25 protein-coding genes and 4 tRNA genes are annotated in these 22,842 nt (G+C 30.8%); 10 read left to right on the top strand and 19 right to left on the bottom strand.

Going from position 1 to position 22,842, the window contains the following annotated elements:
- Positions 1–2 precede the first annotated feature (2 nt).
- From CW731_RS12340 to CW731_RS12325, 4 genes are all read right to left on the bottom strand, one after another.
- Positions 3–809: an SDR family oxidoreductase gene (locus CW731_RS12340; protein WP_100947006.1), complete on the bottom strand. Its 807-nt coding sequence runs from the start codon at positions 807–809 to the stop codon at positions 3–5.
- 95 nt (positions 810–904) lie between these two features.
- Positions 905–1,483, bottom strand: coding sequence for a Crp/Fnr family transcriptional regulator (locus CW731_RS12335; RefSeq protein WP_100947005.1), 579 nt, complete (start codon positions 1,481–1,483; stop codon positions 905–907).
- A 132-nt stretch (positions 1,484–1,615) separates the two neighbouring features.
- Complete coding sequence (odhB, locus tag CW731_RS12330) at positions 1,616–2,827, bottom strand: 2-oxoglutarate dehydrogenase complex dihydrolipoyllysine-residue succinyltransferase (RefSeq protein ID WP_100947004.1); 1,212 nt, start codon at positions 2,825–2,827, stop codon at positions 1,616–1,618.
- Between the two features lie 234 nt (positions 2,828–3,061).
- A complete protein-coding gene (locus CW731_RS12325; protein ID WP_100947003.1) occupies positions 3,062–5,797 on the bottom strand; it encodes a 2-oxoglutarate dehydrogenase E1 component in 2,736 nt (911 codons plus the stop codon).
- Positions 5,798–5,985: 188 nt separating this feature from the next.
- On the opposite strand from CW731_RS12325, the gene CW731_RS12320 reads away from it, so the two are divergent.
- The 3 genes from CW731_RS12320 to CW731_RS12310 all read left to right on the top strand — a co-directional run bounded on the left by CW731_RS12320 (position 5,986) and on the right by CW731_RS12310 (position 6,261).
- A tRNA-Asn gene (locus tag CW731_RS12320) sits at positions 5,986–6,059 on the top strand.
- 21 nt (positions 6,060–6,080) lie between these two features.
- Positions 6,081–6,152 (top strand) — tRNA-Gly (locus tag CW731_RS12315).
- A 23-nt stretch (positions 6,153–6,175) separates the two neighbouring features.
- Positions 6,176–6,261 (top strand) — tRNA-Leu (locus CW731_RS12310).
- A gap of 509 nt (positions 6,262–6,770) precedes the next feature.
- On the opposite strand, the gene CW731_RS12305 is transcribed toward CW731_RS12310, so the two are convergent.
- From CW731_RS12305 to pdxA, 9 genes are all read right to left on the bottom strand, one after another.
- On the bottom strand, positions 6,771–7,475 hold the full coding sequence (locus CW731_RS12305) for a LytTR family DNA-binding domain-containing protein (RefSeq protein WP_100947002.1): 705 nt from the start codon (positions 7,473–7,475) through the stop codon (positions 6,771–6,773).
- A 15-nt stretch (positions 7,476–7,490) separates the two neighbouring features.
- On the bottom strand, positions 7,491–7,808 hold the full coding sequence (locus CW731_RS12300; protein ID WP_100947001.1) for an Hpt domain-containing protein: 318 nt from the start codon (positions 7,806–7,808) through the stop codon (positions 7,491–7,493).
- A 4-nt stretch (positions 7,809–7,812) separates the two neighbouring features.
- Complete coding sequence (locus CW731_RS12295; RefSeq protein WP_100947000.1) at positions 7,813–8,262, bottom strand: Lrp/AsnC family transcriptional regulator; 450 nt, start codon at positions 8,260–8,262, stop codon at positions 7,813–7,815.
- 93 nt (positions 8,263–8,355) lie between these two features.
- A complete protein-coding gene (gene accC / locus CW731_RS12290) occupies positions 8,356–9,693 on the bottom strand; it encodes an acetyl-CoA carboxylase biotin carboxylase subunit (protein ID WP_100946999.1) in 1,338 nt (445 codons plus the stop codon).
- Between the two features lie 92 nt (positions 9,694–9,785).
- Positions 9,786–10,265 carry an acetyl-CoA carboxylase biotin carboxyl carrier protein gene (gene accB, locus CW731_RS12285; RefSeq protein ID WP_100946998.1) on the bottom strand — a complete coding sequence of 160 codons (480 nt, stop codon included), beginning with the start codon at positions 10,263–10,265 and terminating at the stop codon, positions 9,786–9,788.
- Between the two features lie 25 nt (positions 10,266–10,290).
- Positions 10,291–11,286, bottom strand: coding sequence for a beta-ketoacyl-ACP synthase III (locus tag CW731_RS12280; RefSeq protein WP_100946997.1), 996 nt, complete (start codon positions 11,284–11,286; stop codon positions 10,291–10,293).
- Between the two features lie 153 nt (positions 11,287–11,439).
- Positions 11,440–11,634: a 50S ribosomal protein L32 gene (gene rpmF, locus CW731_RS12275; RefSeq protein ID WP_100946996.1), complete on the bottom strand. Its 195-nt coding sequence runs from the start codon at positions 11,632–11,634 to the stop codon at positions 11,440–11,442.
- A 1-nt stretch (position 11,635) separates the two neighbouring features.
- Positions 11,636–12,172 carry a DUF177 domain-containing protein gene (locus tag CW731_RS12270; RefSeq protein ID WP_100946995.1) on the bottom strand — a complete coding sequence of 179 codons (537 nt, stop codon included), beginning with the start codon at positions 12,170–12,172 and terminating at the stop codon, positions 11,636–11,638.
- Positions 12,173–12,253: 81 nt separating this feature from the next.
- Positions 12,254–13,294 (bottom strand): 4-hydroxythreonine-4-phosphate dehydrogenase PdxA, encoded by a 1,041-nt coding sequence (gene pdxA, locus CW731_RS12265; protein WP_100946994.1) that lies wholly within the window; start codon positions 13,292–13,294, stop codon positions 12,254–12,256.
- 57 nt (positions 13,295–13,351) lie between these two features.
- On the opposite strand from pdxA, the gene CW731_RS12260 reads away from it, so the two are divergent.
- Entirely contained in the window at positions 13,352–13,936 is a 585-nt protein-coding gene (locus tag CW731_RS12260) for a riboflavin synthase (protein WP_100946993.1), read from the top strand.
- Positions 13,937–13,940: 4 nt separating this feature from the next.
- Here the strand turns inward: CW731_RS12260 and CW731_RS12255 are convergent, their stop codons facing one another.
- The 4 genes from CW731_RS12255 to CW731_RS15900 form a co-directional block, all read right to left on the bottom strand.
- Positions 13,941–14,123, bottom strand: coding sequence for a PID-CTERM protein-sorting domain-containing protein (locus CW731_RS12255; RefSeq protein WP_100946992.1), 183 nt, complete (start codon positions 14,121–14,123; stop codon positions 13,941–13,943).
- A gap of 506 nt (positions 14,124–14,629) precedes the next feature.
- Entirely contained in the window at positions 14,630–14,893 is a 264-nt protein-coding gene (locus CW731_RS12250; protein WP_100946991.1) for a hypothetical protein, read from the bottom strand.
- Between the two features lie 172 nt (positions 14,894–15,065).
- Positions 15,066–15,347, bottom strand: a complete 282-nt coding sequence (locus CW731_RS12245) for a LytTR family DNA-binding domain-containing protein (protein ID WP_100946990.1) — start codon at positions 15,345–15,347, stop codon at positions 15,066–15,068.
- A 307-nt stretch (positions 15,348–15,654) separates the two neighbouring features.
- Entirely contained in the window at positions 15,655–15,780 is a 126-nt protein-coding gene (locus CW731_RS15900; RefSeq protein WP_302849629.1) for a hypothetical protein, read from the bottom strand.
- On the opposite strand from CW731_RS15900, the gene CW731_RS12240 reads away from it, so the two are divergent.
- The 3 genes from CW731_RS12240 (at position 15,740) to CW731_RS12235 (ending at position 18,232) form a co-directional block, all read left to right on the top strand.
- Entirely contained in the window at positions 15,740–15,832 is a 93-nt protein-coding gene (locus CW731_RS12240) for a hypothetical protein (protein ID WP_232734758.1), read from the top strand. The two genes, CW731_RS15900 and CW731_RS12240, sit on opposite strands and share 41 nt — an antisense overlap.
- A 40-nt stretch (positions 15,833–15,872) precedes the next feature.
- The gene (locus CW731_RS15610; protein WP_157812228.1) at positions 15,873–16,043 is read left to right on the top strand and encodes a hypothetical protein; all 171 of its coding nucleotides are present in this window, start codon (positions 15,873–15,875) and stop codon (positions 16,041–16,043) included.
- A gap of 77 nt (positions 16,044–16,120) precedes the next feature.
- Complete coding sequence (locus CW731_RS12235) at positions 16,121–18,232, top strand: thioredoxin domain-containing protein (protein WP_100946989.1); 2,112 nt, start codon at positions 16,121–16,123, stop codon at positions 18,230–18,232.
- A gap of 240 nt (positions 18,233–18,472) precedes the next feature.
- Here the strand turns inward: CW731_RS12235 and CW731_RS12230 are convergent.
- Both CW731_RS12230 and CW731_RS12225 read right to left on the bottom strand, forming a co-directional pair.
- Positions 18,473–18,546, bottom strand: a tRNA-Ile gene (locus CW731_RS12230).
- Positions 18,547–18,606: 60 nt separating this feature from the next.
- Positions 18,607–19,578, bottom strand: a complete 972-nt coding sequence (locus CW731_RS12225; RefSeq protein WP_100947704.1) for a polyprenyl synthetase family protein — start codon at positions 19,576–19,578, stop codon at positions 18,607–18,609.
- A 137-nt stretch (positions 19,579–19,715) separates the two neighbouring features.
- On the opposite strand from CW731_RS12225, the gene CW731_RS12220 reads away from it, so the two are divergent.
- Genes CW731_RS12220 through CW731_RS12210 form a run of 3 tightly spaced genes read left to right on the top strand, consistent with a single transcriptional unit; the run spans position 19,716 to position 22,835 of the window.
- On the top strand, positions 19,716–20,315 hold the full coding sequence (locus tag CW731_RS12220; protein WP_100946988.1) for a TetR/AcrR family transcriptional regulator: 600 nt from the start codon (positions 19,716–19,718) through the stop codon (positions 20,313–20,315).
- A 6-nt stretch (positions 20,316–20,321) separates the two neighbouring features.
- Complete coding sequence (locus CW731_RS12215; protein ID WP_100946987.1) at positions 20,322–21,653, top strand: TolC family protein; 1,332 nt, start codon at positions 20,322–20,324, stop codon at positions 21,651–21,653.
- 9 nt (positions 21,654–21,662) lie between these two features.
- Positions 21,663–22,835, top strand: a complete 1,173-nt coding sequence (locus tag CW731_RS12210) for an efflux RND transporter periplasmic adaptor subunit (protein WP_100946986.1) — start codon at positions 21,663–21,665, stop codon at positions 22,833–22,835.
- Positions 22,836–22,842 lie beyond the last annotated feature (7 nt).

Genomic DNA, 22,842 nt, shown 5'->3' with positions numbered 1-22,842 from the left:
ACTTATTTTTTACGACCTGTGAAATGTTCCATCGTTTTATAAATTCCTAATACTTTTCCTGCAAACCAATCAAAAACATCAATGGACATAAAACCTTGTCCTAATCTTGTAAATCTGTACAAATAACCTGGAATTGTTACCATCCTCTTCTTTCGTTCTATTGCTTTTACAATAGTAAGTGCGGCAGATTCTGGTTCTAGAATTGGTATTTTAGATTTTACCCCATCAAACATTCTGGTATTGATATAGTATGGCATTATGGTAGTTACGCTGATGTTCTTTTTTAACTGTTTCATCTCGATGCGTAAACTATCTGACCAACCAATTAAAGACCATTTACTTGCCGCATACACCGACATTTTAGGGTTAGAAATTAAACCACCAGAAGAAGCAATATTACAGATCTGTCCAGAATTTTTGTCTAGCATACCACTCAAAAATTCTTTGGTAATAAACATGGGCGCATTCGCATTAATTTCCATTGTTTTGAGAATGTCTAATGTGGTATGTTCATGGAAGTATTTTCCTGCAACAATACCCGCATTATTTATAAGCACATCCACGCCCCCTATTTCTTGTTTTACTTTTAAAGCTGTTTCTTTTATTTGATCAATATCAGAAACATCAATAGTAAACCCTAGAACATCACCTTTGCCAGCTAATTCTAAAATGGTTTCATCAATTTTTGATCCATTAATATCCCAAATAATAACTTTGGCTTCACGTTCTAAAAATAAACGAACCATAATTTTACCAATACCAGACGCTCCACCTGTTATTAGAACTGTTTTACCTTTCATTAGTTTCATATCAGAAAAATTTAATCACCATTAATTCAGTTGTAAAAATAGCTAATTGATAAAATTTTAGCGATAACAAATGTTATCACTTTAGATAAGTTGTTTTAATCTGAATTTTTTAAACGACTTAAATGTACGGAGCTAATATTTAGGTAAGAAGCAATTAAATGCTGTGGTACTCGTTGAAATATCTCAGGAAAGCTAGTCGTTAAATTATTATATCGTTCTAGTGGAGTTTGCGTATATATCGCCTGAATTTTGTCATTAAACATAAAAAAATAATCTTCCGCTAAGAGTCTTCCAAGTTTTTCGCCATGCTTCAATTTATTATAACCAAGCTGCACCATCTCAAGTGACATTATTGCAACTTCGGTATCTTCCATTGCCTGAATTAAATAGTTTGACGGTAATTCCTTTAGAAAACTCTTATAATCTGTAGCAAATGTATTTTCTAAAGCGAAATGAAAGGTTTTTTCCTCTCCGTTATTATCCACAAAAAAAATTCGTAACAATCCTTTATTTATAAAAAAAATCTCTTTACAAATATTTCCTTCACTAAGAACAATGCTCTTTTTTCTAATTACTTTTACCTGTAACATCGAAGAATAATAAGCCCATTCTTCATCACTAATTTCAATATAACTAGAGATAACTTGATATATATTTTTGAATTTAGGGTTCATTTTCTAGATGATAATTTTAATATGAATGTAGCTAAGTTATATTTTTTTAACCCTAGAAGCAAATCTAATCTTTAAACAAAAAATCCCAAGCAAAAGCTCGGGATTTAAATATTTATAAAGCCAAATTCTGGTTTACATTTCTAATGCTTTTGTAGGATTGTTATCCATCAACAATTCTGTAGGGTTTTCTAAAGCTTCTTTAACAGCAACTAAAAAACCAACAGATTCTCTACCATCTACAATTCTGTGATCATAAGACAACGCAACATACATAATTGGCTGAATTACTACCTGCCCATCAACTGCCATTGGTCTGTTTACAATATTGTGCATTCCTAAAATTCCACTTTGAGGAGGGTTTATAATTGGTGTAGACAACATAGAACCAAACACACCACCATTGGTAATTGTAAAAGTTCCACCCGTCATTTCATCCACTGTAATTTGCCCATCTCTAGCTCTAATTGCTAAACGCTTCACTTCAGACTCTACACCTCTAAAAGATAAGTTTTCTGCATTTCTAATTACAGGAACCATTAATCCTTTTGGCCCAGATACTGCAATAGAGATATCCTGAAAATCTTGTTTTATCTGAAAATCTCCATCAATCATAGAATTCACATCTGGATACATTCTTAAAGCTCTTACAACCGCTAATGTAAAGAAAGACATAAACCCTAAACCAACACCGTGTTTCGCTTTAAAATCTTCTTTAAATTGTTTACGTAAATCAAAAATTGGCTGCATATTTACTTCGTTAAAAGTAGTTAACATAGCCGTTTCATTTTTTACAGCAACCAAACGTTCCGCAACTTTTCTGCGCAACATAGACATTTTCTTACGCTCTGTTCCTCTCGTTCCATTTGCTGGCTGAGTTCCCATTGAAGGCACTGCTTTTACAGCGTCATCCTTGGTAATTCTACCATCTTTTCCTGTTCCTTTAATAGAAGAAGAGTCCATTCCTTTTTCTGCTAAAACTTTTTTAGCCGCTGGCGAAGCAGTTCCTGTAGCATATGTTGCCGCTTTAGGTGCTTCTTTTACTTCAACTTTCTTTTCCTCTTTTGGTGCTGCTGCTTTTACCGGCGCATCACCTTCTGGTCTTGCTGCACTTGTATCTATTAAACATACAACTGCTCCAACTTCTACAGCATCACCTTCTTCTGCTTTTAAAGTGATAATTCCACTTTCTTCTGCAGGCAATTCTAAAGTTGCTTTGTCGGAGTCTACTTCTGCAATTGGTTGATCTTTCTCAACATAATCACCATCTTCAACTAACCAAGTTGCAATTTCTACTTCTGTAATCGATTCTCCCGGAGAAGGAACTTTCATTTCTAAAACACTCATGGTTTCTTATTTTACTTACACTGAACTTATTTCAGTATCTAAATTTAATTAAAATTTTTATTTTTTGGGCGTTTAAACAGGCTTTTCACTATATCTTTTAATTTTTTGTTATTGCGGAGTTTACTTTTTGGTAAACTTTGGCAATCTCTTAATTATAACAGATTGCTTCGTTCCTCGCAATGACGCCTATTTATATAGACAATAAAAAGGATGCCGTTTCAATCCTTAACGCGCTTACTCATTATCATTAAAAACACTATCAATAACGGCCTTATGACGTTTTTTGAATCGTGTGCTAGAACCCGCTGCTGGTACTGCGTAATATTTACGAGAACGTACATTTAATTTTACTAAATCGAAACGTTCTAACATAAAGCTCCAAGGCCCCATATTCCTAGGTTCTTCCTGTGCCCATATATAATTTTCTACATTCGGGTATCTATCAATTACTTTCTGTAATTTTTCTAAATGCAAAGGAAATAATTGCTCTATTCTAACCAAAGCAACATCTTCTCTTTCTAAAATCTCTCTTTCCTCTAATAAATCATAATAAAATTTACCCATACAGAAGACTAGTTTCTTTACATTGTCTGGGTTTAGAGTATCATCTATAACTTCTTGAAATTCGCCTGTAGCTAATTCTTCTACTGTACTTACTACTTTAGAATGACGTAATAAACTTTTTGGTGTAAATACAATTAATGGTTTTCTATAATCGCGCTTCATTTGTCTACGCAATAAATGATAGAAATTTGCAGGCGTTGTACAGTTTGCAACCGTCATATTATCTATTGCACACAATTGTAAATAACGCTCTATTCTTGCAGATGAATGCTCAGAACCTTGTCCTTCATATCCATGAGGTAACAAAATCACAATTCCGTTTTGTAACTTCCATTTGTCTTCGGCAGCAGAAATGTATTGATCGAACATTATCTGAGCTCCGTTTGAGAAATCTCCAAATTGTGCTTCCCAAATAGTTAATGTATTCGGATTTGCCATGGCGTACCCATAATCAAAACCTAAAACACCATATTCAGATAATAAAGAGTTATAAATAAACATCTTTCCTTTATTATCAGGATTTGTGTTTAATAAATTGATTCTTTCCTCAGTAACCTCATCACGTAAAACGGCATGTCTATGAGAAAAAGTTCCTCTTTCTACGTCTTGCCCAGAAATACGAACGTTAAATCCTTCTTCCATTAAAGAACCGTATGCTAAATTCTCTGCCATTCCCCAATCTAATTTATTGGTTTCGAATGTCATTTTAGCTCTACCTTCTAAAATACGTTCTGCTTTTCTTAAAAACTGAACACCTTCAGGAACTGTAGAAACTACTTTTGCAATATGTTTTAATTGATCTGCCTTGTAACTTGTATCTACAGGTTCTAGCATTGCCTGTAGGTCTTCTCTTTCAAAACCTTCCCATGTAGATTGCATGAATTCTCTTACTTTAGAAGTTTTATCTTCTTTAGATAAGGCGAACTCTCTTTCTAACATTTCCTTAAATTCTGAAGTAATTTCAGCTAGATGATTTTTATCTATACTTCCTTCCTTCAGTAACTTTTCAGCATAAATATCTTTTACATTTTTATGTTTAGATATTGCTTTGTATAATTTTGGCTGTGTAAAACGAGGCTCATCACCTTCGTTATGCCCATATTTTCTATATCCTAAAAGATCTATAAAAATATCAGATTTAAACTTCATTCTAAATGCTAACGCCATTTGCATTGCATGACAAACTGCTTCTGTATCATCTGCATTTACATGTAAAACAGGCGATAAAGTAACTTTACCAACATCTGTACAATAGGTACTCGAACGAGCATCTAAATAATTCGTTGTAAAACCAACTTGGTTATTTACTACAATATGAATGGTTCCACCAGTTTTATAACCATTTAGTTTTGCCATTTGAACGATTTCATAAGCAATACCTTGACCAGCAATTGCTGCATCTCCATGAATTATAATTGGTAAAATTTTACTTGAATCTCCGTTGTATTTTCTATCTATCTTAGCTCTTGTAATTCCTTCTGCAACTGCTGCAACCGTCTCTAAGTGAGACGGATTAGGAACCAAGTTCATTTTAATTTCATTACCATCTCTGTAAGTTTTACTTAATGTTAGACCTAGATGGTATTTTACATCACCATCTATATCATCATCTTCGAAATCTTTCCCTTCGAATTCACTAAATAAATCTCTTACTGGCTTCTTGAAAATATTTACTAATGTATTTAAACGACCTCTATGAGCCATTCCTAAAACACATTCTTTTACCCCGTAATTTTCTGCTGCTTCTCTTAAAGCAACACTAATACCAGGAATTAAAGCTTCACCACCTTCTAAAGAAAAACGCTTCTGACCAACATATTTTGTTTGTAAGAAACTTTCAAAAGTTACTGCATGATTTAATTTAGAAAGTATATATTTTTTTGAATCTACAGAGTAATTAGGATGATTATCGTTTTCATTCAAACGATTTTGCCACCACTTTAATTTTTCTGGATTACGCATGTACATATATTCTACTCCAATAGAATCACAATAAATGCTTTTCAGGTGATTAATTATCATAGAAAGCTTAACCCTTCCAAGACCTAAGACATCACCCGCCGAAAACTCTTTATCTAAATCGTTTTCGGTTAAACCGAAATTGTCTAAATCTAAAGTTGGTTGATACTGTCTCCTATCTCTTACAGGATTTGTTGCTGTGAATAGATGACCACGAGTTCTGTAACCATTTATTAAGTCTACAACCAAAAATTCTTTTTTTACTTCCTGCGGAATTTCAGTAGAAACCTCTTTGTCAGAAAAAGAATAATCTTCATTAGCCAAGTCATATCCTTGAAAAAAGCTTCTCCAACTAGGTTCCACTCCATCAGGATTGATTAAGTATTGATCGTATAAATCGGCTATAAAGCCTGTATGTGCCGCGTTTAAGAACGAAAATTTGTCCATATTTTAGTTTGTGCTTTTTATTGTAAGCATATTCTTATAGCAAAAATACAATATTTTGAAATTTAAAGAAGAATTTATTCCCAAATTATTAAAATGAAAAAAAATATTATTTTTTTTTTAAAAAAAACTTGCAGAAGTCTAAAATAGATGTATATTTGCAGTCGCTAAACACAAATAGTGTTGCAAACTCCTCTTTAGCTCAGTTGGTTAGAGCATCTGACTGTTAATCAGAGGGTCCAAGGTTCGAGTCCTTGAAGAGGAGCAAAGTTCATAAACATTGACTGCGAAAGTAGCTCAGGGGTAGAGCATCACCTTGCCAAGGTGGGGGTCGCGGGTTCAAATCCCGTCTTTCGCTCTATTATGACATAGCATACCAATGCTGAAGTGGTGGAATTGGTAGACACGCTGGACTTAAAATCCAGTGGTCAGTAATGGCCGTGCGGGTTCAAGTCCCGCCTTCAGTACAATAACCGTTGTTAATCTTATGATTTTCAACGGTTTTTTTGCTTTTAAACCTCTCCCTCCGCCAAATTCTCTTTATTTTTCCTATTAACTTTAAAAATCTGTGAATTTATTTTCATTGAAAAAATGGATATTATTTCTTATAAAATTTAAAAAGCGTAAGATTAGAATTCTTTATAAACATTTAAGAATCTAAAAGAAATAGTTATATCTGCTTTAAAACTATAATTAAGGAAACACTAAAACCTTACTTAAAACTTAATAATATTTTTTAAAAAAAATAGCACAAAAAAAAGCCAAAGACTAATCTTTGGCTTTTTTTAAACAATCAGTAAATCCCCCAACCTACGATTGTATTTCATTATGATATTTAACTCAACCTTTTATTATGAAATTGTACTTACCTCTAAATACACTTCAAAGATACTTTTTTTCTATCTTTTTTATTATTGAATTTCGATGAGTGAATACTTATTGTAGCTGAATGGCAAGAAGTCTTAGATAAAAAATTTTATAAAAGATTTAATCTCTTTATTAATTCTGATTTATGTGATCTACTAATAGGAATAACATGCTTTTTAATTAAAACACTATTATCCTCTATGTCTATAATTTCTGAAGTATTTATAATATATGATCTGTGGATTCTTAAAAATAAGTCAGAAGGAAGTTTTTTGTCAATCTTTTTCAAAGTAGAATGTACTAAATAACTTTTTTGATCTGTTCTAATACTTATATAATCACCTTTTGCTTCTATTAATAAAATTTCTGGAATGTTAATTTTAACTAATCGCTTATCAACATTAACAAAAATAAAATCTGTGTTTTCAGTTTCACGATTGTTTTCTTCTGCTGTTAGATTAACTAAAGATAGATTGGAAAGTTTCTCTATAGATTTTTGAAAACGATCTATACCTATTGGTTTTAATAAATAATCTACAACACAATCAAACTCAAAAGCTTCTAAAGCAAAATTTTTATCTGAAGTTGTTAAAATAACTTTAAGTGGTGCTTTTAAGGTTTTAATAAAATCGAAACCAGAAAAAGTTGGCATGTGGATATCTACGAATGCAACATCTATATTATTAGAATTTAAGTATTTTATTGCCTCTATAGCAGAAGAAAATTCTTCTTTTACAATTAGTTTTGTGTTTTTACATAACTGCCTAATAATTAACCTAGCAGATGCATCATCATCTATAATTATACAATTCATGGTGTAGTTGGGGGACTATTTATTTTTTAAATATACATTAATTCTCTCTAAAATTAATACCAGATCTCTATATTCTTCGGTATTACCATTTTTTATGTTCTTCTCGCATTTAGAAGCTAAATCGACACTGGCCTCCATACCTAGCATTCCTATTTTGTGTTTTATTTTATGAATATCTAATGCTATTTCATCAAAATTATTATTGTCAAAATTCATTTTTAAAACAGTATATTCTGCTGGAAACTCTAATTTCAGAAGTGAAAGCATTGCATTTTCAAAATCGAGATCTCCTCCTGAAATTTCTTTTAAATAATCTAAGTTTGGTATTTCCAAAATTTTAAATATTTATTTGTCTTTTTACCTGTTGCTCTAAAGAAATAAAAGTCTCTGTTCTTAAAACATTTTTTATTGGCTGAATTTTGTCATTTAAGATATCTTTTAAGCTTTTGTTATTTTTACATAAAACTTTTATAAAAACTGCATAATTACCTGTTGTGTAGTGACTTTCTATAACTTCTGGTATTTCTTTTAATCTTTTTATTGTTGAAGATAGTTGGCTTGATGAATCTAAATAAACACCTACAAAAGCAGTTGTTGTATATCCTAAAGCTTCAGGATTAAGAATCATACTATACCCTTCTATTAATTTAGATTTCTCTAATTTCTTTAGCCTTTGATGAATGGCTGCACCAGAAACACCAACCTCTCTAGCAATACTTAAAATTGGAGTTCTTGCATCTTTTACCAATCTCTTAATAATTGTTTTATCTATTCCATCTATTTTCATACCAAAACATATTTAGCATAAAGGTAAAAAAAATAGAGAACACAAACTGTATTCTCTATTTTTACTTTATTATTAGTACTAAATTGTACGGTTTTATTTCATTACAAAATCTTCCATAAACTTAGTAGTATAGTTTCCTGCAACATAATCTGGATGATCCATTAATTGTCTATGGAAAGGAATCGTTGTTTTAACACCTTCAATTACAAACTCATCTAAAGCACGTTTCATTTTATTAATTGCTTCTTCTCTTGTTTGAGCAGTAGTAATTAATTTAGCAATCATAGAATCGTAATTCGGCGGAATCATATAGCCTGCATACACGTGTGTATCAATTCTAATTCCGTGACCTCCTGGAGCGTGAAACGTTGTAATTTTCCCTGGAGCTGGTCTAAAATTATTATAAGGATCTTCTGCGTTTATTCTACATTCTATTGAATGCATTTTCGGATAATAGTTTTTACCAGAAATTGGTACACCTGCAGCAACTAAAATTTGTTCTCTTATTAAGTCGTAATTTACAACCTCTTCCGTAATTGGGTGCTCTACTTGAATACGTGTATTCATCTCCATAAAGAAGAAATTTCTATGCTTATCTACCAAAAACTCTACAGTTCCTGCACCTTCATATTTTATATATTCCGCAGCTTTAACAGCAGCATCTCCCATTTTCTCTCTCAATTCATCTGTCATGAAAGGAGAAGGCGTTTCTTCTGTTAATTTTTGATGACGTCTTTGTACAGAACAATCTCTTTCAGATAAATGACATGCTTTACCAAAAGAATCTCCTACAATCTGAATTTCTATATGTCTTGGCTCTTCGATAAGCTTTTCCATATACATATCATCATTACCAAAAGCGGCTTTAGATTCTTGTCTCGCAGAATCCCAAGCATCTTTTAAATCTTCTGCTTTCCAAACTGCACGCATTCCTTTACCACCACCACCAGCAGAAGCTTTTAGCATTACAGGGTAACCAGTTTCTATAGCTACTTTTTTACATTCTTCAAAATTTGCAATAACACCTTCAGAACCTGGTACACAAGGTACACCAGCTTCTATCATAGTCGATTTAGCATTTGCTTTATCTCCCATTTGGTCTATCATTCTACCTGTTGCTCCAATAAATTTAATATTATGTTCTTCACATAAATTAGAAAATTTAGCATTTTCAGATAAAAAGCCATAACCTGGGTGAATTGCATCTGCATTTGTTATTTCTGCAGCGGCAATAATGTTAGACATCTTTAAGTAAGACTCAGAACTTTGAGGAGGACCAATACAAACGGCTTCATCTGCAAATCTAACGTGTAAACTTTCTGCATCTGCTGTAGAATATACAGCTACAGTTTTAATACCCATTTCTCTACAGGTTCTAATAACACGTAGCGCTATTTCACCTCTATTGGCAATTAATATTTTTTTAAACATCTTGTTTGGTTTTTAGACATTAAATTTTTAGTTTTCTTTAGATTCTTTAAGAAGATAAACTTCTAATATCTAGTTTCTAACTTATAATTTAACTATGATGGGTCTACCAAAAATAATGGTTGATCAAATTCTACTGGAGAAGAATCATCTACTAAAACTTTAACAATTTTACCTGAGATTTCAGATTCTATTTCGTTAAATAATTTCATAGCTTCGATAACACATACGGTATCACCAATACTAACTTCTGTACCTACTTCTGCAAAATTTGGTTTGTCAGGAGATGGCTTTCTATAAAAAGTACCAATTATTGGAGACTTAATAGTGATGAATTTAGCATCTTCACTTTCCGTACTCCCAACTGTTGCTGGTTGCTCTGCTACTGGAGCCGCCGCCATTGGTGCAGCCATATGTGGCATACCTTGCATTGGTGCAGCTTGAACAATAGTTGTTTCTGTTTTTTCTGAACCTGTTTTTATTGTGATTTTCACATCTTCCATTTCTAACTTTACCTCGCTAGCGCCAGATTTAGCTACAAATTTTATAAGATTTTGAATTTCTTTAATATCCATTTTTCTTATTGTTTAGTTGTTATATTTATGAATTGTAAGCCCATTTTAAGTATGCAGCTCCCCAAGTGAAACCACCACCAAATGCAGCAAAAATTAAATTATCTCCTTTTTTCAATTGACTTTCATAGTCTGCTAATAACAAAGGCAAAGTTGCAGATGTTGTATTACCATATCTATGAATATTCATCATTACTTTTTCTGCTGAAACCCCTACTCTTTTTGCAGTTGCTTCTATAATCCTTTTATTAGCTTGATGTGCAACCAACCATTGAATATCTGGTTCTGTTAAGTTATTTCTAGTTAACATTTTTTCTGCAACTTCTGCCATATTAGAAACAGCATATTTAAAAACAGTTTTACCTTCTTGATACACAAAATGCCTTTTTTCTTCGACTGTTTTTTGTGTAGTTGGCATTTGAGATCCACCAGCCTCTATTCTTAAGAAATCTCTTCCAATACCATCACTTCTTAAATATTCGTCTTGCAAACCTAAACCTTCATAATTTGGTTCGAATAAAGCAGCTCCTGCTCCATCACCAAAAATAATACAAGTTGCTCTATCTGAATAGTCTATAATCGAAGACATTTTATCTGCCCCAATTAAAAGCACTTTTTTATATCTACCAGATTCTATATAACTAGAGGCTGTAGACATACCGTATAGAAAGCTAGAACATGCAGCTTGTAAATCATAACCAAATGCATTTGTTGCACCAATTTCTGTAGCGACATAAGCAGCTGTACAGGCAACTGGTAAATCTGGCGTTGCAGTTGCAACGATTACTAAATCTATTTCTTTTGGATCTATGTTAGACTTACTAATTAAGTCTTCAGAAGCTTTAATTGCCATATAAGAAGTACCTAAGCCTTCTCCTTTTAAAATTCTTCTTTCTTTGATACCTGTTCTAGAAGTTATCCACTCATCATTCGTTTCTACATAGGCTTCTAACTCTTTATTTGTTAGAACGTATTCAGGAACATATTTCCCTACTGCTGATATTGCTGCAGTGATTTTTGTCATAATATTAGTTTGTTATCCCAATGTTAAGGAATTTCAAAGTAATGAAATTTATTTTACTTTTTAAGGTAAAAGTTATCAAAAACGATGAAATTTGATATAAAAACGCAAAAAAACCCTCGAAATTGAGGGTTTTTCATACAAAATAAATTCTTTCTAAGCCTCTACTGTTGCAGATTCTAATACTATTTGACCTCTGTAATAAAGTTTACCTTCATGCCAGTGAGCTCTATGATACAAGTGCGCCTCTCCTGTTGTAGGATCTGTAGCAATCTGTTGGTCAGATGCTTTATAATGCGTTCTCCTTTTATCTCTTCTAGTTTTGGATATTTTCCTTTTAGGATGTGCCATTTTATGTCTTTTTTTCTGTTATTAAATTCTTTAATTTATCCCATCTAGGGTCTGTTGTTTGAACAGTTTTTACTTCTTTTACTTCTAATTCTTCTAATTTATCTAGTGCTTCAGACTCCATAGTACCGTCTAATACTTTTGGATGTATTCTTCTGTTAGGAATTCCTAACACAATCATTTCATAAATAAATTGTGCTACACTAAATTGATATACTTCATGCGGCAAGATTAAAATCTCTTCATTATCATCATTATATTCTGGCCCAAACTTTACAATTAACGGTAAAGTTGATGTAATTTCAAGGTCAAAATATTCATTTGTAACATCACAAGGAACATTTACAGTTCCTGAAGCGGTAAAAACAAGCTCAAACAAAGTGCTTTTTTTTACAAATTCTAAAGTAACATTTATTGAAGATTTTTCAAACTCGCTATAGTTGTATATCTCAAAGAACGTATTGTCAATACTATACTCAAACAAATGCTTCCCTTCCTTTAATCCTACAAACGGTATGTTGAATTGTTTCAAGTCTTTCATTATCAAACATCAAATTGAGCGTGCAAAGATATAAAAAAATGTTTCTATACACTCTTTTCTTTCAAAAAAAGAATTTTATTTTTAATGCTTCACTAAAAGTGGGTTTTTAGTAAGCTCTTTGTATTCATTTCTTGTTTTATAAATTTGAATTGCGGTAAATAAAGCTTCCTTAAAAGAAGAAGGGTTTGCTTTATTTTTTCCTGCAATATCAAAACCGGTTCCATGATCTGGCGAAGTTCTAATTTCACTTAACCCTGCCGTAAAATTAACTCCGTTGCCAAAAGACAATGCTTTAAAAGGTGCTAAACCTTGGTCATGATACGTTGCCAAAACACCGTCAAACTGTCTATAGGTCTCAGAGCCAAAGAAACCATCGGCTGCATAAGGACCAAAAACTAATTTTCCTGATGCTGCAATTTCAGCAATAGTTGGTTTTATTATTTCATCATCTTCTTTGCCAATTACACCTTTATCACCACAATGAGGGTTCAATCCTAAAACGGCTATTTTAGGTTTTGAAATTCCGAAATCTGTTTTTAAAGAAGTGTACATTGTTTCAACCTTCTCTTTTATAATTTCTGGAGTAATTGCTTCAGCAACTTCAGAAATAGGAATATGACCTGTAATTAAACCAATTCTTAATTGATCTGTCATTAAAATCATTAAACTTTTTCCCTCTAAATTAGCTTCTAAGTATTCTGTATGTCCTGGGAAATTAAAATTTTCTGACTGAATTGTTTCTTTATTAATTGGCGCAGTTAATAAAACGTCTATTGTCTTTTCTTTTAAATGTTTTACTGCTTCTTCTAATGATTTTGCAGCATATCCTCCAGAAATCTTCGTTGCTTCCCCTAATTGTATAGCAACCTCTTCTTTCCAGATATTTAAAATATTTATTTTTGAATGATTAACTTGGTTTATAGAAGTAATTCCGTGAACAGGAAGTTCTATATTCAAAGCTTTTTTATGGTAAGAAATCACTTTTGTACTCCCAAATAAGACTGGCGTACAAAAATCTAACATTCTTTTATCTTCGAATGTTTTTAAAATAACCTCTATTCCTATTCCGTTTAAATCTCCTATTGAAATTCCAACAATTATTTTATCAGTTTTTTCCCCCATAACTCTTGTAATAGTCTTAATTTTGATATTCTACAAAAGTAACTAAAATTTAGGGAAATGTTTACGGGAATTATTGAGACACTTGGTACAATTACAAACTTGGTTAAAGAGCAGGAGAATCTTCACTTGACAATTAAAAGCAGTATTACTAATGAGTTAAAAATAGACCAAAGTGTTGCACATAATGGCGTATGTTTAACAGTAGTTGGTATTAAAAGTGATGAATATACTGTAACAGCAATAAAAGAAACCTTAAACAAAACTAATATTGGTAGTTTAAAAGTTTCTGAAAAAGTTAATTTAGAACGCGGAATGAAACTTGGTGATCGATTAGATGGCCATATTGTACAAGGTCATGTAGATGAAACCGGTGTTTGCACAAGTATTGAAAATCAAAATGGAAGTACAGTCTTTACTTTTAAATACAATTCAGAAAAAAACAATATAACTATAGAGAAAGGTTCTATTACAATAAACGGTGTAAGTTTAACTGTAATAAATTCTGAAGACAATTCTTTTAGCGTTGCCATTATACCATACACATATAGCAACACTTCTTTTAAAAACTTATCTGTAAATGATAAAGTTAATTTAGAATTTGATGTAATTGGAAAATACGTTAGCAGATTAACAAAGAAGTAAAACGCTACTTCTTTAGTTTTTTAACACCATAGATTAAACCAGATATCAATAAAAAAACTAATCCCCCATCAACAGGAAGACCTGGTGGTGGTGGTGGACCTGGTGAAGGTGGTGGTACAATTTGACCACAAACCAATTGCGTAGTAAGAAGTACTATAATAAGTACTGTAAGTTTTATTTTCTTCATTTTATATCCCCCCAGATTAAAATTTGAAATTTTTAATAATTACAAGTATATACTTGTCTAAAAAAAAGTTACTAAATATGCCCTCGAACCAATTATTAGTTATTTAGAAGATAAATGAGATTACTGTTCGAATAACTTTCACTTCTCTAATTACCATTGTTTGCGAAAAACATTTTTTAATTCGTTGGCAAATGTAAGCATATTTCTGATAGCTAGCTACCAATATTTTACAAGTCGATTTATAAAATACTGAAAAAGAGGGATGAAATTGTACTTTAACGAAGTTCTATAATACTAAAAACCTCCTTAACCTTGAAGAAATCTCCCTAAAAAATTTATTTTAGATTTAATAAAATAACTTAAACCTTTTTAAAAATTTTAATTTTAAACATTAAATACCCCAATCCTAAATAAAATAAGACAACAGTTAAACCGTATAATAATGACGACAAGTTGTTTGAGAAGAAAGATTGCTCAAAAAACACTTTCATATAAATATTACCATGCTACCCTACCTTAATTAGGCACATGCTTTTATAAATAAAACTTGATGAGAAATAAATTGTAATTGCATTCATACCAACATACTTAAATATATTTCCGAATTTAAATTGCTTTATATCTCTTAAATAATAAATTATAGCTAGAATTAATGTTGCCCAACCACTTGTAACCAAAACAAAACTACTACTCCAAATCGCTTTATTTATAGGAAACCAGACATCAAAAACATAGCCTAAAAACAATAAACCAACTGCTGTTAAAAGCAAATACTCAACGCCCTTTAAATTATCTAAAAATGAATAAAAAAAAGATGAAGTCTTGGATAAATATTATCTACCAATGACATAGAATTACACCTATACAGATTCATTTAAGGAATAAAAATTAATCAATATTTAGAATAACACGTTTTGCGTGACTAACATATTTTCTACCAAATCACCTTCTATACTTTTTTACTCTATCTATTGCAATGGTATATGACCTATGAATTCTGATGAAATTATTTTCAGGAAGCTCTTCTCTTATACTCGTTAGATATTTATGCACAAGATAATGCTCTTTATTTGTAAATACTTTGATGTAATCTTTTAAGCTTTCAACATACAAAATGTCTTCACACTTAATTTTTACTAATTTTTTATAAACCTTCAAAAAAATGAGAGATTCGTTTGAACCCTCTTCTTTATGAACTCCTTTTAGTGAATAAACTTGATTCATTATTGTAAAAAGAACTATTAAAGTAAAACTAAGAATTCTCTTTTAACGCTCCTTATCATTAAAAAAGCATCCATAAATGAAACCAAATAACACTATTTCTCTGTTCCTAATTTTGATTTTTGGTTTCTCTTGTACTCCTGAGAAGAACCCGGCGAAGCAGTTTACACTTTTAGCATCAGAAGACACAAATATTTATTTAAAAACACCCTTAAAGAAACCCTTTACTTCAACTTTCTAAATTACGCATAATTTATAATGGCGGTGGCGTTTCTGTAGGCAATATTAATAATGATGATTTAGAAGGCATTTACTTTACTTCTAACCAAGAATAGAATAAGTTATACTTAAATAATGGCGATTTCGAGTTTACATACATTACGTTAAAAGCAAATATTTCTGATGAAGTTGGCTGGACAACCGGTGTATCTATCATTGATATTAATAATGATGGTTTAAATGATTTTTTTGTAGGAATTACCAATTAAAGCCCAATTTTCGCCAACATTAAGTATTAAAGTTGCTGATGTGAATAATGATGGTTTTTTAGATATATTTGGGGTTGGAAATGTGTATGATGCAGAAATAGAAACCATTAAATATGATGCTTCTAAAAGCTTTATTTTGTTAAGTAACAGTGTAAGAGAGTTTCAATCTACTACCGATAAAAGTTTCTATAAAAAAAGTAAAAGCAGTTAAAAAGATTATAATTGATGGTCTTTTACATTTTATCATTCCAAATAAGAACAAAGAATTAACAATTTTAAAAGCTAATAATGCCAAAATATGAAACCCTAATCTATTTGTTTTTTTTGATAATTTTTATCAGTTGTACAGAAAACATTAAAAAAGATAAACATCAATTTACAAACGATTTAGTACATGAAACAAGTCCGTATTTATTACAACACGCTCATAATCCTGTAAACTGGAAAGCGTGGAATGAAAAATCGTTAGCAACAGCAAAAACAGCCAATAAATTAATTGTAATTAGTGTTGGTTATGCCGCTTGCCACTGGTGCCATGTGATGGAAGAGGAAAGTTTTGAAGATTCTATTGTGGCTAAAATTATGAACAAAAACTTTATTAACATTAAAGTTGATAGAGAAGAAAGACCAGATGTAGATAAAGTCTACATGAAAGCAGTACAATTAATGACAGGAAGTGGTGGCTGGCCTTTAAATGTAATTGCTTTACCCGACGGAAGACCTATTTTTGGAGGAACCTATTTCCCTAAAGAACAATGGTTAAAAATCTTAGAACAAACAGCTGAAGGTTTTAAAAACAGGCCTGAAGATTTTTATGCTTTTGCAGATAAATTAGAGGTAGGAATTAAAGATTTAGATTTAGTTCATTTAAATACAGCTGAACCTGTTTTTACAAAGACTTTTATAGAAAAAGAAGTAGAAAAATGGCGCATATCTTTTGATGCTAATTTTGGAGGCACAAATAATCCTCCAAAATTTATGATGCCAAATAATTATCAATTTTTAATGCGTTATGCATATCAAGATGATGATGAAAAATTGATGAAACACATCGAAAATACATTACATAAAATGGCTTTTGGCGGAATTTTCGATCAAATAAATGGAGGTTTCTCTAGGTATTCTGTTGATAAAAAATGGCACATTCCTCATTTTGAAAAGATGTTGTATGACAATGCTCAATTAGTAAGCTTGTATGCAAACGCGTATCAAATAACTAAAAACAAAACCTACAAAGAAGTAGTTTATGAAACTTTAGATTTTGTTAAAAAGGAACTTACTTCACCAGAAGGAATGTTTTACTCTTCCTTAGACGCCGATAGCTATAATCATGAAGGTAAATTAGAAGAAGGTGCATATTACTCTTGGACAAAGACAACATTAAAAACCCTCTTAAAAAGTAATTTTGACTTATTTTCTAAATACTATAACATCAACGATTTTGGTTTTTGGGAAGAAGATAAGTTTGTACTTATAAAAACTATTGATGATGTTGGTTTTTGTAAAGAAAATAACATTTCAATTTCTAAATTAAAAGAATATAAAATCAACTGGAAAAAAACATTAAGAGAAGAGCAAGAAAAGCGTAAAAAACCAAGGCTAGATGACAAGAGTTTAACTTCTTGGAACGGGTTAATGATAACAGGTTATTTAGATGCGTATTCAGTTTTTAATGAAAAAAAATATTTAGATGCAGCCCTTAAAAATGCGCATTTTATTTTAAATAATCAATTACTAGAAGATGGTAGATTATATCATAATTATAAAAAAGGCAAAAGTAGCATTAATGGCTATTTAGAAGATTATGCTGCTATAGTTGAAGCTTTTATTAAATTACACCAAGTAACTTCAGAAGAGATTTGGCTACAAAAAGCGAAAGAGTTAACTATGTATGCTATTGAACATTTCTATGATGAAACTTCAAAAATGTTTTATTTTACTTCTAAAAAAGATGCTCCGTTGGTAGCAAAAACAATAGAATACCAAGACAATGTAATTGCCTCTAGTAATTCTATCATGGCAAAAAATTTATTTGCGCTTTCTCATCATTTAAGTGATAAGAAATACTTAAAAATGGCTACTTCGATGCTTAATAATATAAAACCAAAAATAGTAGATCATGCTGCTTCTTTTTCTAATTGGTTGGCTGTAATGTTAAATTATACGAATCCGTATTATGAAGTTGTAATTGCAGGTAAATACGCTAAAAAGAAGCTAGCAGAGTTACATAAAAACTACCTCCCAAATATTTTAATTTCTTATAGTACGGAAAACTCTAATTTACCACTATTAGAAAACAGATTTACAGAAAACGAGACCTACATATATGTTTGTGTAAATAGTTCTTGTAAACTTCCTGTAACAACTATTTCTGAAACTTTAAATTTGATGGAAAAATAAATATAAAAGCGAAAAGATTTCAAGCTGACATTCCATTAAATATGAATACTTCTTCTCATTGATGAAATATGCAGTAGTACTCTAAATGATCTTTAAGTTTTAAAAAAGAAAATTTTAAATGTAATTATTCTAATAAATTCAGATTAGAATGAGGGTTTAAATCTATTTATCTTAAATTATTCTTGAAATTTATGTAAAACAAAAAAGCCTCTACATTTCTGTAAAGGCTTTAAAATAAAGTGGTCCCACTTGGGCTCGAACCAAGGACCACCTGATTATGAGTCAGGTGCTCTAACCAACTGAGCTATGGGACCAAAATTATTGGGTGCAAATGTACTCTTTATTTTAAAATCACACAATAAAAATAATAAAACTTAAACAGATCTATTCATTAACCACAAACCAAAATCTCTAAGTCCTTGTTTATCTGAATCTTTAATACTCATTTTAGACAACGTATTAAATGCTTTTTCTGTATAATTAGTTATTTCTTGTTTTATTAAGAAAGGAATATCATTTAACTCAAAAATTCTTCGAACTTCTGCTATTTTAATCGAATTTTCTTTTAGTTTATTCCTGTAGAAATGTTCTAACTTTCCCTTTTCTGCCTCACAAGAAACTTCCAAAGCCTTTAGATATAAGTACGTTTTTTTATTTTCTATAATATCTCCTCCTACTTGTTTACCAAATGTTTTAGGATCCCCAAAAGTATCTAAATAATCATCTTGCAACTGAAAAGCCAAACCAAGATTTAAACCAAAATCATAAATTAGACTTGCGTTTTCTTCATTTGTTTCCGCCACTATTGCTCCCATTTTTAAAGCTGCAGCAACTAAAACAGAAGTTTTTAAACGAATCATATTAATATACTCATCGATAGTAACATCATTTCTAGTTTCAAAATCGACATCTAATTGCTGTCCGTCACAAACTTCTAAAGCTGTTTTACCAAAAAGTTTTGCTAATTTCTGAAAAACGATAGGTTCATAATTTTCAAAATATTGATATGCTAAAATTAGCATTGCGTCTCCAGACAGAATCCCTGTATTCAAATTCCACTTTTCATGTACCGTTGCTTTTCCTCTTCTCAAAGGCGCATCGTCCATAATATCGTCATGAATTAATGTGAAATTATGAAAAACCTCAACAGCCAAAGCTGCTGGCATTGCTTTTTTATAGTCTTTAGAAAAAATATCTGCTGCCATTAAAGTTAAAACAGGGCGCATTCTTTTTCCCCCTAACTTAATAATGTAGTCTATAGGCTCGTATAGATTCTTAGGCTCTCTTACCCATTCTTTTGAATCTAAGTATTCTAGAAAATCTTTTTGATAATGTAAAATGTCCAATTTTGTGATTTTTTGTGATTTTTTGTAAAAATAATGTAAAGATTTCTGTCTCTTATAACTAAATGTTAAAAAATCATTAAAACTTTGGAAACTATTTTTGTTTCTAAAGTTTCCTTTTGTACATTTGCACACGAATTATGAGAGAAAAAATATTAGAAAAATCGAATGAACTCTTCTTAAACCTAGGTTTTAAGAGTGTTACTATGGATGAAATTGCAAGCTCACTTGGAGTTTCAAAAAAAACTATTTACAAATATTTTAAAAATAAAACCGAACTTGTAGAAGCAGTAACGCATTATATGTTTGACACAATTTGTAGTGGAATTGACGGCATCTGCGAATTAAAATTAGATGCCATTGATGAACTTTTTTCTATAAAAAGATTCGTTATGGAAAATTTGAAAGACGAAAAATCTTCTCCCCAATACCAACTTCAAAAATATTACCCGAAAATTTATGCATCTTTAAAGCAGAAACAGTTTCATATAATGCAAGATTGTGTGATAGACAATTTAAAAAAAGGGATCGATACGGAGCTTTATAGAGAAAGTATAGATTTAGAATTTATTTCAAGAATTTATTTTAACGGAATGATAGGCATAAAGGATAAGGATTTATTTCCTTTAACAAATTATTCTATGAATATCTTAATGAGTAATTATTTAGAATATCATTTAAGAGCAATAAGTACACAAAAAGGAATACAACAATTAGAAAACCAATTAAAACTGAAATAAAACCACATGAAAAAATTAATTCTGGTATGCATAAGTACCTGTTTTTTCTTAGTAACAAATGCACAAGAAAAAACACAACAGCTCTCTTTAAAGGAAGCTATAAATTTTGCCTTAGAGAATAGCTACAACACAAAAGCATCGCAAAATGATATTCTTTCTGCTCAGAAAAAAGTTTGGGAAACCACCACAATTGGTCTTCCTCAAATAGACGGAAAAGTAGATTATCAAAATTTTATAAAACAACCAATAACACTTGCAGATTTTGATCAAGATGGTACAAATGAAGAATTTGTATTTGGAACAAAACAAAACATGAACGCTACTGTAACTTTAAAACAACTATTGTTTGACGGCTCTTATTTAGTAGGTTTACAAGCATCTAAAACATATTTAAAAATTTCTGAACAAGCAAACAAGAAAACAGAAATGTTAACCAAAGAAGCTGTTATTAATGCTTATGGAAATGTTTTAGTTACAGAAAGGAGTATTATTATATTAGAAGGAAACATAAAAATTCTTCAGAAAAACTATGATGATGCTAAAAAAATCTATGAGAATGGTTTAAATGAAGAAGAAGACGTTGAGCAATTAGAAATTACATTAGGTAATTTAAAAAACCAATTAAATAGCGTTATAAGAATGAAAGGCATTGCATACCAGATGCTAAACCTCTCTTTAGGTAATGCTATTGAAACAAAATTAGTTCTTACAGATTCTTTAGATTCTTTGGCGGAGGAAAATATTAGTTTAGCATTAATTTCACAAAGTTTTAATGTAAACAATCACATCGATTTTAAAATTTCTGAAAACGACAGAGAAACAAAAAGATTAATGATGAAATTAGAGCAAAGTAAAGCTTTGCCTACGTTAAGTGCTTTTGTAAATTATGGCGCACAAGCAAATTCAAATTCTTTTACATTCTTAAAAAACGACCAACGTTGGTTTGATTCTTCTCTCTTGGGAGTAAGTTTAAATGTGCCTATTTTTAGTAGCTTTGGTAGAAAAGCAAAAACTGCACAAGCAAAAATAGCATTAGAAAATGCAGATTTAAGACTAGAAGAAATGAAGCAAAGACTTTCTTTAGAAGCACAAAAAGCAAAAAATGATTATCAAATAAGTATTGATAACTACCAAACATCAAAGAAAAATGTTGGTTTAGCAGAACGAATAGAAAAGAAACAACGTGTTAAATTTTTTGAAGGAATTTCTTCTAGTTTCGATTTATTGCAGGCACAAAATCAATTATACACGCAACAACAAAATTACATTCAATCTATGTTAGATGTAATTGCAAAAAAGGCAACATTAGAAAACGCATTAAACCTACCAATCAAATAACAAAATATCATGAGAAAAATATATTTACTACTAATTACAACGCTTATTTTAACTTCTTGTGGAGGTAAAAAAGAAGTTTCTGTAGATGACGTTTTAGCTACAAATGATGTTGCTCAAATAAAATCTAAAAAAGCAACATTAGATGCTAAACAACAAGAATTATCTGTTGAGTTAAAAAAACTAAACGATCGATTAGATGATTTGAATGAAGATAAAAATATTCCTTTAATAACAACATTTAAAGTTAAAGAAGAAGTTTTTACACACTTTATAGAACTACAAGGTAATGTGCAAACAAAACAGAATGTTTTAATATACCCTGAAATGCCAGGAATTTTAAACAGTGTTCTTGTAAAAGAAGGTCAGAAAGTTACCAAAGGGCAAGTTTTAGCAAGAATTGATGACGGAGGAATGTCTCAACAATTAGCACAATTAAATTCAAATGCACAATTGGCAAAAACGACCTATGAACGTCAGAAAAGATTGTGGGACCAAAAAATTGGATCAGAAATTCAGTTTTTACAAGCAAAAACATCTTATGAAGCTCAAAGTAGTGCTGTAAATCAGTTGAAAATTCAGTTAGGAAAATCTACTATTAGAGCTCCTTTTTCTGGAATTATAGATAATATTTTTAGAGAAAGAGGAACTGTAGTTGCTCCTGGTCAAGGTTCAGAAATTTTTAGAATTCTAAACCTTTCTAATATGTATATTGAAACAGAAGTGCCAGAAACTTATATTGGTAGTATTACTGAGAACAAATCTGTAGAAGTAAACTTCCCTGTATTAGGTGAAACATTAAATTCTAAAATTAGACAAGTTGGTAATTTTATCAACCCTAATAACAGGTCTTTTAAAATAGAAATTGGTGTACCTAATTTAAAAGGAAAAGTGAAACCAAACTTAACTGCAAGATTAAAATTAAACGATTATACGAATGTAAATGCCGTTTTAATACCACAAAGTATAATTTCTGAAAATGCAAAAGGAGAACAGTTTATTTACGTTATAAAAAATAAAAAAGATAATAACGAAGCAATAGCAGAAAGGTTAATTATCGAAACAGGAAGAACTCAAGGAGATTATATCGAAGTAGTTAAAAATCTTACTGCAGATGCCGAAGTAGTTATGGAAGGCGCTAGAAGTGTAAATAACGGACAGGTTGTAAAAGTGATTAATAAATAGTAGAAAA

It is taken from the genome of Polaribacter sp. ALD11 (assembly GCF_002831685.1).
In the GTDB taxonomy this organism is placed as follows: Bacteria; Bacteroidota; Bacteroidia; order Flavobacteriales; family Flavobacteriaceae; genus Polaribacter.
This window is presented reverse-complemented; position numbering and strand designations above follow the sequence as displayed.